10 protein-coding genes are annotated in these 12,103 nt (G+C 55.5%); 7 read left to right on the top strand and 3 right to left on the bottom strand.

Going from position 1 to position 12,103, the window contains the following annotated elements; translation table 11 throughout:
* Positions 1–3: 3 nt before the first annotated feature.
* The 3 genes from treF to EOV40_RS05880 form a co-directional block, all read right to left on the bottom strand.
* Positions 4–2,055, bottom strand: coding sequence for an alpha,alpha-trehalase TreF (treF, locus tag EOV40_RS05890; protein WP_128105310.1), 2,052 nt, complete (start codon positions 2,053–2,055; stop codon positions 4–6).
* Positions 2,056–2,120: 65 nt separating this feature from the next.
* Positions 2,121–3,932: an ABC-F family ATP-binding cassette domain-containing protein gene (locus EOV40_RS05885; protein WP_128105309.1), complete on the bottom strand. Its 1,812-nt coding sequence runs from the start codon at positions 3,930–3,932 to the stop codon at positions 2,121–2,123.
* Between the two features lie 49 nt (positions 3,933–3,981).
* Positions 3,982–4,731, bottom strand: coding sequence for a response regulator (locus tag EOV40_RS05880; RefSeq protein ID WP_128105308.1), 750 nt, complete (start codon positions 4,729–4,731; stop codon positions 3,982–3,984).
* Between the two features lie 187 nt (positions 4,732–4,918).
* Here EOV40_RS05880 and EOV40_RS05875 point away from each other — a divergent pair, with 187 nt between their 5' ends.
* The 7 genes from EOV40_RS05875 (at position 4,919) to EOV40_RS05845 (ending at position 12,103) form a co-directional block, all read left to right on the top strand.
* The gene (locus EOV40_RS05875) at positions 4,919–5,365 is read left to right on the top strand and encodes a sigma-70 family RNA polymerase sigma factor (protein ID WP_244297024.1); all 447 of its coding nucleotides are present in this window, start codon (positions 4,919–4,921) and stop codon (positions 5,363–5,365) included.
* A 106-nt stretch (positions 5,366–5,471) separates the two neighbouring features.
* Positions 5,472–6,065 (top strand): sigma-70 family RNA polymerase sigma factor, encoded by a 594-nt coding sequence (locus EOV40_RS05870; RefSeq protein WP_050819779.1) that lies wholly within the window; start codon positions 5,472–5,474, stop codon positions 6,063–6,065.
* Between the two features lie 74 nt (positions 6,066–6,139).
* Entirely contained in the window at positions 6,140–6,352 is a 213-nt protein-coding gene (locus EOV40_RS15235; protein WP_050820404.1) for a NepR family anti-sigma factor, read from the top strand.
* Positions 6,353–6,453: 101 nt separating this feature from the next.
* Positions 6,454–8,136, top strand: coding sequence for a sensor histidine kinase (locus EOV40_RS05860; RefSeq protein WP_050820403.1), 1,683 nt, complete (start codon positions 6,454–6,456; stop codon positions 8,134–8,136).
* Positions 8,137–8,228: 92 nt separating this feature from the next.
* Positions 8,229–9,950, top strand: coding sequence for a thiol reductant ABC exporter subunit CydD (gene cydD / locus EOV40_RS05855; protein ID WP_128105306.1), 1,722 nt, complete (start codon positions 8,229–8,231; stop codon positions 9,948–9,950).
* A gap of 2 nt (positions 9,951–9,952) precedes the next feature.
* Complete coding sequence (gene cydC, locus EOV40_RS05850; RefSeq protein ID WP_128105305.1) at positions 9,953–11,647, top strand: thiol reductant ABC exporter subunit CydC; 1,695 nt, start codon at positions 9,953–9,955, stop codon at positions 11,645–11,647.
* 78 nt (positions 11,648–11,725) lie between these two features.
* The gene (locus tag EOV40_RS05845; RefSeq protein WP_050819776.1) at positions 11,726–12,103 is read left to right on the top strand and encodes an OmpA family protein; all 378 of its coding nucleotides are present in this window, start codon (positions 11,726–11,728) and stop codon (positions 12,101–12,103) included.

The following is a 12,103-nucleotide window of genomic DNA, read 5'->3' as shown; positions in this document are numbered from 1 at the left end:
TGCTTACTGATTGTCTGGTTTTTCTGGCTGATCAGTATGCTGGACCGGTTTATCTGATGATGGCGCACTGTGCGGGGCTTCCTGCGCAGGCGCATCGTCATCATCACCATCATCATCCTTGTTGAATTGCTCCATATTGAGGGATGATAGCGGCACACCGCGCAAAGGAGAGCGCTCTTCCACCGGAATTTCCGGGCCTTTGGCATCCCACGCATCAATCGGGGGTAGGGGCTGCTGAGAAGGCTGATCCGCCAGCGGGTTGTTATCCAACACCTGCCGCGTATTTTGCGGGTAGCGGTTCATAAAGCCCACCAAGGTGCCGTTCGTCCAACCAAAGCCAATCTGCATGGGGTATTCCCCACCACCTTTACCGCCTGTTGGGCTGATTTCGGTGGCAGAAACATCGTATTTTTCCAGCAACACACCGCTGCGTTCAAAGGTGCCAATCACGCGGGCCATCCAGCGGCGTGCAATATCAGCCGCAAATTCATGATGCCCGTATTGTTCCAACCCTTTAACGGCCATCCATTCCAACGGCGCCCAGCCATTGGGGGCATCCCACTGTTGGCCTGTTGGGTGCTCGGTTGCTGTTAGGCCGCCCACATGCAGCAAGCGCGTTTTAAGCGTTTCGGCCACCGCATCAGCCTGGTTTACACTGGCCTGATGCAGGAACAGCGGCATGGACGTCGCAATGGAAAGAATGTCCGTCTGCCGCCCGGTGCGCCAGTTATAATCAAAATAGGCACCCTGTTTTTCGTTCCATAAAAACCGGTTGATGCCAGAGCGCAAAATTTCTGCCTGCTGCGCGTAGTAGGCCGCCTTATCTTCCTGACCATTCAGTGCGTACGCATGAGAGAGCGTCTGATCCAGATGCACCATCAGACAGTTCAGCTCAATAGTCAGCAACGATGTGGTCTGGATTGTTGTAAGCGTTTTGCCATCAGCCAGCCAGCGCGATGAAAAATCCCACCCGCTTTCTGCCGCAGCACGCAAATCACGCCAGACTTCGCCAGAAGGGCGGCTTGTTTCCTGCGCTGTGGCCATATCCTGCGGCCAGCTTTCATCACGCGGGGCGCTGCGTGTATCCCAATGACGGAACATCAGGGTGCCATCTGGCAGGCGCACTACATGGTGGCGTGCCATACCCGGCGGCAGATTGGCGGCACCTAATGTCCAGTAATCATATTCCTTCTGCAATTCTGGCAGGAAGGAGGTATAGGCAATTTGCCCATCGTGGCTGGCTAGCAAATCCAGCATGAGGGAAAAGAATGGTAGGCCAGAACGGCTGAGGTAATAGGTGCGGTTGCCGTTGGGCATATGCCCGTACGTGTTAATAAGCGATGCAATATCGCGCACCATATCACGCATGAGGTCCACATGATCATCCTCATACAGGCCGATCATGGTGAAGTAGCTGTCCCAGTAATAAATCTCTGCAAACCGTCCGCCCGGAACAATATATTTATAGGGCAGAGGCAGCAGGGTAGACCATGACATGGCCACGTCCGGGTCTCGTGTAAGCACATCCCACATGCCGGAAATATAATCACGCACGCTTTCATCGGGCTTGCGCGTATAGGCGGCAGAGCGCAGGGCTGGGATGGTAAAATGGTCTGTTACAAAGTCTTTGAGGTTAAAGCCCGGCTTATCTTTTTCCTGCTTCCAGAGTGCCACCAGATCTGTAGGTGAGCGATCGGGCACAATGTCTGAAACCACTTTGGGGTCTGTAAACATGCGTGTTTGATGGATGGCCGCAAAAAGCCCATCAAACGCAATAGATGGCGGGCGGATATCCTGTTCCACCATTGCTGGCGCTTCAGTCTTGCTTTTGGCCATAACTTCTGGCGCTTTCGGCCCCTCCGGCTTTGGGGCTTCTGGCTGCACGCTCCCCGGCGGTAAAGGCGCCAGACTGAGCAATGGTTGCGCACCTTCAGCATCTGCAGCGGCAGGCGTATCCTGCGCATACGCCATTGGCGCTGCGGTTAGGAGGGCAAGAAGCGCCACACTGCATACAGGAAGAGTGCGCTTATAAAGAGAACCAGTAAAACAGGGCATACCAAAACATAGGCACTGGCGCTGCCTACCTGCAAGTCGAAGATGGTTGAAAAATGCGCCAGCCCTTAGTCTGCCTGCAGGGCCTCGCGCTTCATTTCCAGTTCCAGCCAGCGTTCTTCAGATTCAGCCAGCTTGTCTTCCACCTTTTGCAAATCGGCCGAAATCTTTTCAAACTGCGCCGGATTTTTTCCATACAGGTCTGGGTCAGCCAGTTTTTCACGCAGGGTTGTGGCCTGCGCTTCCAGCTTTTCCATTTCCTTGGGCAGATTATCCAGCGCGAACTGGTCCTTATAACTCAGCTTTTTGGCTGGGCCGCGTGCTGGTGCTGCCTCTTTGCTGGGTTTGGCAGGTTCATTTTCCACCACGGCGGCAGTTGTAAGAGGCTTCTGGTGCCGTTGGGCCAGCATATCACTGTAACCACCGGCATATTCTATCCAGTTGCCATCTCCCTCCGTTGCCAGAACAGATGTGGCAACCCGATCCAGAAAATCACGATCATGGCTTACAAGCAGCACTGTGCCTTCATAACTGGCCAGCATATCCTGCAAGATATCCAGTGTTTCCAGGTCCAAATCGTTCGTCGGTTCGTCCAGCACCAGTAGGTTGGAGGGTTTGGCCAAGGCACAGGCCAGCATCAAACGCCCGCGCTCCCCACCAGAAAGAGCGCTTACCGGTGTACGCGCCTGTTCGGGCCGAAAGAGAAAGTCTTTCATATACCCAATAACGTGGCGCTTTTCCGTGCCAACCTGCACCATATCACCGCCACCTTCGGTAAGAGTATCAGCCAAGGTGCGTTCTGGGTTCAGGCTCCGGCGCTGCTGGTCCAGCGTAACCATATTGAGGGAAGGACCAAGAGAGATGGTGCCACTATCGGGTTGGTCCAGCCCCGTGAGCATACGCAGCAATGTGGTTTTGCCTGCACCGTTGGCACCAACAATACCCAGCCTGTCTCCGCGCAAGATGCGCAAGTCCAGATGGCGAACCACCTGTTTTTCACCCCACGCCTTGCTGATATCTTCGGCCACAGCCACCAGCTTACTGGATGTTGCAGCAGCCTGCGTGTTCAGGGTGAGGGTGCCAGGTGCCCGAATGGCCTCCTTACGGGCTGTACGCAAATCTGCCAGTTCCCGCACACGGCGGACGTTACGTTTACGGCGTGCCGTAACACCATAACGCATCCAGTCTTCTTCGCGCGCAATCTGCCGGTCCAGCTTGTGCGCATCGCGCTCTTCCTGTTCCAGAACCTCTTCACGCCAGGCTTCAAACCGTCCAAAACCTTCATCAAGCCTGCGGGTGATGCCCCGATCCAGCCACACAACAGACCGTGAAAGAGTGGAAAGCAGGCGTCTATCATGGCTGATAATAACCATGGCGCAGCCAAGGCTCAGCAGTTCGCGCTCCAGCCATTCAATGGTCGGCATGTCCAGATGGTTGGTGGGTTCATCCAGCAGCAGTACATCAGGGGCTGCTGCCAGCACCCCGGCAATGGCGCAGCGCCGGCCTTCACCACCAGAAAGGTTTTGCGTGTTTTCCTTGCCTGTCAGCCCTAACGCATCCAGCAATGGCGCGGCGCGCCATGCCATGTCCGGATCTGCAATCTGATCCACCACGTAATCTGCTGTTGTGGCATAGGCGGTTAAATCCGGCTCCTGCGGCAGATAGCGCAGAGAGGCTCCGGGCTGCACAAAAACAGAACCTGAATCCGGCTGAATAACACCAGCCGCAATTTTAAGGAGAGTGGACTTACCCGAACCGTTTCTGCCTACAAGGCACAAGCGCTCACCCCGCCCGACGGCAAAGCCCGCGCCATCCAGAAGTGGGTTCCCCCCCAGAGTAAGAGTGATGTCCTGAAGGTGGAGTAAAGGAGGATGCGCCATGCTTAGAAAAGATAATCCGAGTTATGAAAGAGCAATGAAGGCCCGTTAGTTACACGGCCTGTGTGCGTGCGCTGCTAACGGCCTGATACGTGGCTACGGCAAGGGTGAGGGGGTCAAACGGCTTGGTAATGACAAAACTGGGTTCCATGGTTTCCCCAGTCAGCAAGCGTTCAGGATACGCGGTTACATAAATAACCGGCACATTGAAGGAGGAGGTAATTTCTGCCACCGCCTGTATGCCATCTCCACCCGGCCCAAGGTTAATATCTGCCAGAATAAGCCCCGGCTTGGTTTCCTTGGCCAGTTTTACCGCATCGGCCTGTGTATGGGCTATGCCTGCAACCTGATGCCCACATTGCAGCACAAGCTGTTCGATATCCATGGCGATAATGGGTTCATCCTCAATAATCAGCACGGATGTCTGCACATTCTTGTGTAGGCGGCCCTGTGCGTCTTCCAGTTCCTGCTCCGCCTGTTTGGTGGATACGCCTGTAATCCGCGCGGCCATTTCAACCGGCACTTCTTCCAGCGTGATCAGCAGCAAAAGCTGGCGCTGTGTTACAGAAAGCCCTGCAACATCATATTCCGCAGCAAACCCTTTACGAGAAAATAGCCCTGAAATTGCCTCATAGAGCTGATAGAGGGGTGTAAAGCCTTCCTTCAGCCGTTGCGCAGAAAGGCCGCGCAGGCTTTCGGCCACCAGCAGATCACCTTCTGGTTGGCTGCCTGTCAGCGCACGCGCATAACGTCTGCCATAAGGGAGGGCCCGGATCAGGCCGTCACGCAGCGACTCTGACATGGCAAGTCTCCTTCATAATGGGTCATGACAAAAACATGCGAGAACGCGATGATGCACGCGCACCGGCTTTCCGGAAAGGGGATTTATCCTGACTCGCACTCCACATTCCACCCATGTTGCCACGCGGCGCACGTTTCGCACAGAACTTCTTGCAATTATCCCTGCATTACGTGGGTTTGCACGCTTTCTGGCGCGTGATTCCGCCATTGCCGATGATCTGGTGCAAGATACAATTGTGCGTGCTCTGGACAAGGCAGATGGCTTTACACCGGGCACAAACCTGCGGGCGTGGTGCTTTGCCATTTTGCGCAATCTTTTTTTGGAGCAGCACCGCCGCGGGCGCAGGGAGCGCATTGCGCTGGAAGATTACGGCCACCAGCCTGCATCCACCTCCGAATCGTCTCCGCATACGCAAACCGAAATGCAGGAGCTTGAAAGCCTGTTGTGGCAGATATCTCCGCTCTTGCGTGAGGCTCTGGTGCTTGTTGGCGCGCAGGAGCTGACATACGCAGAAGCCGCAGAAATATGCGAGGTGGAAGTGGGCACCATGAAGGCGCGCGTTTCACGCGCACGGGCCGCACTCAAGAAAGTCATGGCCACGCAGGACAAACAAACCGACCCGAAAAGCTCATAAATCTGAAGCTCTCGTTTTCGTGAACACTCGCTTGTTTTTGAATGTAACCTTTTCACTCCGCCGAACATTGAAGGGGTAAGAGATCCACAAGGCGGAGAACACAAAAATGACAGCCTCTTTCCATGATCAGGTTATCGCTATCCTCCCCAAACTGCGCGTGCAGGCATTGGCGCTCACCCGCAATCGTTCTGTAGCCGAAGATCTTGTGCAGGATACTGTGTGCAATGCTCTGGCAGCGCAGGAAAGCTTTGTTATGGGCACCAATTTTGCCGCATGGATGCACCGTATTCTGCGTAACCGTTTTATCTCTGATCTTCGCAAAAAGCGTGAGGTCGGGAACATTGATGATACCCCTCAGTCTCTGCTGTCTGTCAGCGGGCGGCATGAAGACAGATTGGCCCTGAAAGAACTGGATGCAGCACTTGCACGGCTGCCAGACGACCAGCGGGAAGCTTTGGTCTTGGGAGTTCTGGAAGGGATGAGCTATCAGGAACTGGCAGACATTGCCGGATGCGCTGTGGGTACAGCAAAAAGCCGGGTTTTTCGGGCACGTCGGCAGCTGGAAGTCTGGCTGATGGGAGAAGAGGACATTGGTGTTTCTGACAAAACAGGTTCAGAATCCACCACCAGAACATCTTCTGCTCGACGGAAAACCCGCACGGCCCGCAACACAACGCGTAACGCACAGCAGACGGCATAAATGCAATGGCGTACGATACTGATGTCAGGGATCCAAAGCCCGCAGAGTCGTGCAAACACAGCACCCAACAGGTCATGCCCGAATGGATGGTATGGCAGAAACCGGAGTTCAGGATGGGAAAAAGGAAAGACGATACCCAATCCCGAAAGCCGAAAAAAAAGCGGGATAAAGCTTTTGACCTCTGGCTGAAGCGTGGCCTGCACCAGATGTTTGATAACGTTGTGAATGAACCCGTGCCTGAAGAACTGCTTAAGCTGATTCAGGAAGATCGAGAAAAACAGGATTAAGCACTTTGCATATCAGTGGGCGAGGGGAAGGCCCTGCAAGCCGGGTAGCGGCCTCCCTTCTGTCTGGTTTAGGGCGTATTTTCAGCACCACAAGCGCACGGATGCGGCTGCTGATCTGCCTTTCAGCTGTTCCTGTTATTGCCATTGGCGCTGTGCTGGCTCTGCATAATTACCGCGAAGTTACTCTGGGCAGTGCGCAACGTGCTGGCAACGCCATTATGCGGCTGGACCTGCAATTCCGCCACGATACAGACAGATTACGTAGCGCCCTTGAAACCATAGGCCATATGGATCTGACACCGGATCAGATTGTGCATGCCCTCCGGCTTATGGAAACCATTAGTGGGCAGCGTTACTGCTTTCTTTCCGTGCTGGATGATGAAGGAAAACCCATTCAATCCGTTTCCCCCCAAGGGCGGGGATGTGCGGAGGTAGGGGCTCTTTCCATGCCAACAGATGTACATTCCACATTGCTTGAGGCCGTGCAGACCAGTGGCGGACCGGGGGAAGGTGGCGCTTTTTTGCGCATTACCGTGCCAGCAGGTTTTTTGGCCCTCCCTGAAGCACATGGCTATCTGATGGGCATTCTCCAGATATCCCGGCAAAGGGCGTATCTGGGCAGCGCCTCCGGCTGGCAGGTTTTTGCAGAAGATGACAACCCCATACAGGCGTGGCTGCTCATGCATAATGGGCAGTTGTTGCCTGTATGTTCGGATTGCGGGTGGCAATCTCCACCACCTTCCATCGTGCATGAACTCAAGAATGCGCTGGAAAACAGTGAGCGCAGCATTATCACGCTCCCCACCGGGTTGGGGGGGTATGCTCTCGGGGCTATTGCTGGTGGAGCAGATATTCTGGTTTCCACCCAGCGCACATCCATGGAATCTGATGCCCTGCATACCATGATCCTGCAAATTGTAGGGCTGGTATTGCTACTGGTCATCGGCCTGGTTGCCGTTACGTTAGCGGCCAATATTGTGTTGATAGGCCCTTTGCGTCGCCTCACATATTCCGTGCAGAAATGGCAGATGGAAGGGATTTTTGATGCACGCATCACCCGCTCCATGCCACTTGAACTCCAGCGCCTTGGGCAGGCTTTTACCCGTGCCACACGCCGCCTTTCTCGCCATGAAGCACGGCTCAAAAAGGCAATGGCGCATCAGCAACTGCTAATGAAGGAAGTGCACCACCGCGTTAAGAACAATCTCCAGATTGTGGCCTCCTTGCTCAACCTGCAGGCCAACCAGATTGAACACCCGGAGGTGCGGGCAGAATTTGCCCTCGCGCGTGATAGAATTCGTGCACTGGCAACACTGCATCGGACACTCTACGCAGAAGATGCCCTGAACAGCCTGAACATGTCTGTTTTTCTCAAAGAGCTTTGTGAGCAGACACTCCACATTGCCGGAGAATCAGAATCTGGGCGCATGACGCTGGACGTGGTTTCAGACAGTTTCTGGATGGACCCGGATCAGGCTGTGCCTCTCGCCCTGATTGTTACGGAGATTATCACCAACTCCATTAAATATGCTTTCCCCGATGGGCAGAAAGGCACGATTTTTGTGCGCCTGCACCGCAGCCATGGCCAACTTACCATGCAGGTTGGAGATAACGGCGTAGGGTGTGTATGGGAAGAACCGCCAATACATCAAGGTATTGGCCTTAAACTCATTCACGCATTTGCGCGCCAGCTTAAGGCAACACTTACGTATAAGGGGGAAGGCGGCGTGCAATATACGTTGGTCATGCGCCTGCCAGAAAACCCACCAGAGACCAAAAAATAAGACAAAAAATACACGCTATGCCCAGATTGCAGCAGGGGTTGGCTTTCTAAACTGTTTGCGTCTTGCGCCTGTCGGTATAAACGCCTTGTGTTATGAGCAACGAGAAAGCAGCAATCCGCAACTGGACACGGACACAATCGCGTCTGGGGCGTCAGGCAGCGCGATCAGTGGTTGGAGCCGGGCTGCTCTCCAGTCTTGTCGGTATAGGACAAGTCTGGTGTGTGGCCGTTGTGCTGGGGCATGCCCTGGTAAACTGGAAAATGGCAGAAGCCGCAGGCCCCATGCCTGTATGGCCTTTTCTGGCCTTTCCTGTTCTGGCCATTCTACGCGCTTTGGTTATGGTTCAGGCCGATACAGGTGCCGCACGTGCAGGCATTGCCGCACGCCGCCGGTTACGTGGTGAGGTTCTGGCCTCTGTTCTTACAGGTGGGCCTGCACTGTTGCGCCGCGTGCATAGCGGTGTGCTGGCTTCCACCATTGTAGACCGTGTGGAAGCGCTGGACGGCTTTTTTGGCCGCTGGATTCCTGCTTCTATTCTGTGGATTGCAGCACCTGTTGCCATTCTTATCCCCATAGCCTTTGTGCAGCCTCATGCAGCTCTGGTTCTGGGTCTGTGCGGTATCGCCGTACCTTTTGGGCAGGCACTGTTCGGTATTGGGGCGGCTGTGGCTTCCCGCAACCAGTTTCTGGCCATGACACGCCTGCAGGCGCGTTTTCTGGACCGGGTTAAAGGCATTGCCACCATTGTGCTGGCAGGCCGGGCAGAAGATGAAACCCGCAAGCTGGGTGATGCCGCTGAAGAACTGCGCCAGCGCACCATGAAAGTGCTGCGGGTTGCGTTTCTGTCTTCCGCTTCCATCGACTGCGCCATGGTTGTTGCTTTGATCGCCATTGCCATTATGGATGGCAGGCAGGCTCTGGCCTTACAGGCGGAGGGGAGTGCTCCGGCATTGGTGCATGCCGTTACAGCAGGGCTGTTTGTCCTGCTGGCTGTGCCCGAGTTTTTTGCGCCTCTACGTGGCTTGGCTCTTGCTTATCAGGACAGGGCACATGCCCAAGGGGCCGCAACGGCTGTTCTGGAACTGCCTGAAGCTCAGGATCGCCCTGCGCCTGAGGGTGCACGCACCGTCAACGCCAATGGCGTGATGGTTTCCTTTGATGATGTCAGCTTTTCGTGGGACCCGGCACGTGGTCTGGCGCTAGACCATGTCAGCTTTACCGTGCCTGCAGGTGAAACTTTGATTCTGGCAGGGGCTTCAGGCTCCGGCAAATCCACCATCATGGAATTGCTGCTGGGCTTTATTCAGCCCGATACAGGGCGCGTTCTGTTTAACGGTGCACCGCTGGATAGCATTGTGCCAGACGCACTGGCACGCATGGTTTCTTGGATTGGGCAAAAACCCGTTCTGTTTGCCGGCACCCTGCGCGAAAACATTCTGTTTGCAAAACCTGATGCCAGCGATGCCGAACTTCAGGCCGCGCTAAAATCTGCTGCGGTTGACCAGTTTTTGCCCAGCCTGCCCGAAGGGCTGGAAACTCGGATTGGGGAAGGTGGGTTTGGTCTTTCCGGTGGGCAGGCTCAGCGTATTGCCATTGCCCGCGCTTACCTGAAAAATGCCCCGGTGCTGCTGCTGGATGAACCCACAGCGCATCTGGACCCGGCAACAGAAAAAAGCGTGTTTGAAAGCCTGCAACGCTTGGCCGTAGGCCGCACCGTTATTCTGGCCACCCATTCTGCCGCCGTGCATATGTTTAAAGGCCGCCGTATAGATCTGGCCGGTGGCCGCGTTATCAGCCGACAGGGAGCAGCCTGAGCATGACCTCTCTCCCTAACCCACGCCCCACAGGGGAACTAACAGACTGGCAAGCCATCCGCACCGTTTTTGCGCTTTGGCGCAAACAGGGCGTGCGCCTTGCGGGTGGTATTGTTCTGGCTCTGCTGGCCTTGGCTTTTGGGCTGGCCCTGATGCAAACTTCTGGTCTGCGTTTGGCCGGTTGCGTTATGGGCGAAATTGTTGTTGCCACAGCCGCCTTGCGCTGGATTGGTGCAGGCCGTGTGATCCTGCGTTATGCAGAACGCCTGTTCGCGCATGATGCCATGTTCCGCGCGCTGGCTGATTTGCGCGTATGGTTTTTCCGCTCCCTCGCACAGGGCGCTGCTGCCGGGCTGGGCTTCCGCCGGGCTGGGGATATGCTTTCCCGCCTTGTTTCAGACATTGGCACGCTAGATGGGCTGTACCTGCGAATTGTCATGCCGCTTATCTGCGCCTGTGTAACATTCCCCGCTTTGGTCATTATTGCGGGCCATGCCAGTGTGCTGCTGGGCTTTATGGTGGGGCTGCTGTTTGCCTGCTCTGCTTTTGTAGTGCCGTGGATGATTGCGCGTTCCAGCCGCGCATCTGCCAGCCAGATTGTGCATCATCTGGCCCATTTGCGCATTACGGTGCTGGATCTGGTAGGGGGCCTGCGTGAAATCCGCGCCTTTGGTGCAGAAGGCCGTATGCTGGCGCGTGTGCAGGCGGCAGATGCAGCACTCCTGCAAGATCAGCTGCGTCTGGCACGGCGGGCTGCCCTTGCCAATGCCATGGCTTTTCTGGCCGGGCAGATTGCCGTGTTTGCTGTGCTGCTAAGCATTGGCGGCCTATTTGCAGAGCACATCCCTGCGCTTGAAGGTGTGGGCATTCTGTTCCTAACCGTTGCTGCTTTTGAAAGTGCCGCAGCACTCACCCGCGCTGGGTTACAGGCTGGCGCAATGGGGTCCGCAGCACGTCGCGTGGTAGAAGTGGCTGAACAGCCATCTGCCATCAGCATTCCGGCATCTGAGCAAACAGATGCACCGCTAGACACACATATTCATGTAGAAGGCGTAAAATTCCGCTGGGCTGCAAATCGCCCATGGGTGTTTGATGGCCTTACGCTGGATATTCCCGCAGGTACGCGCGTAGCTATTTTGGGGCCATCTGGCGTGGGTAAATCCAGCCTTGCGGCGCTACTCCTCAAAGCAGCTACGCCAGAAGCAGGCACCATCACGCTGGGCGGGGAGGATATTTCGCGCATTAAGGCAGACTCTCTACGCCAGCGTATCGCATGGCTTTCTCAGGCCACCCATCTGTTTGATGATACCATCCGCGCCAACCTGCTATTGGGCCGCCCGGACGCCACGGAAGAAGACCTATGGCGGGCGTTGGAAGAAGCCGCCATTGCAGATGTTGTTCGCAACCTGCCAGAAGGGCTGGACACATGGCTGGGTGAAGGTGGGGTACGGCTATCTGGCGGGCAGGGGCGGCGTATTGCGCTGGCCCGTACATTGCTTACACAAGCACCCATCATGATTCTGGATGAACCGGCAACCGGGTTGGATGCCCAGACCGAGCAAGACTTCCTGCGCACACTCAACACCGTTACAGAAGGGCGCACAGTTATCCTTATTGCCCACCGCCTGACTGGTGTGGAAAAGCTGGACCGTATCTGGCGGCTTTCTGCCGGAATTGCCAAAGCTGCCGTTGCGTAAGCAAATCTATGTTGACGTAATGGCCCCAGCAGGGCACCAGTTAGGAAATAATTACATATCTTGATTAGGACATTTTATATGCGCCGCTTGCTTCCTGTTGCTGGTCTCTGCCTTTTGGCTGCCTGTGCTGGCAATGCACCACGCAAATACGTGGTTTTCTTTTCCGCTCGGTCAACAGAGCTGGATGACAATGCTCGCAATGTCCTGTTGCAGGTGGCGGACGAATCCAGAAAGCATCCTTCCCGCATTGTAAAAGTGGAAGGTTATGCACACGCAGGACATGATCTTTCTGCCGATGCTCTTCTGGCCATTCAGCGCGCCAAGGCTGTTGCCCAGCAGCTGAGCGAAGATGGCGTGGCGGGTGATCATATCGTCCAGACCCCACGCGCACCTTCCAGCAGCGAAGGCATGCAGGTTGGCTCCCGCCGCGTGGAGATTGAACTGGCCAACCCCTGA

The sequence above is a fragment of the Acetobacter oryzoeni genome (assembly GCF_004014775.2).
Taxonomy (GTDB): domain Bacteria; phylum Pseudomonadota; class Alphaproteobacteria; order Acetobacterales; family Acetobacteraceae; genus Acetobacter; species Acetobacter oryzoeni.
This window is presented reverse-complemented; position numbering and strand designations above follow the sequence as displayed.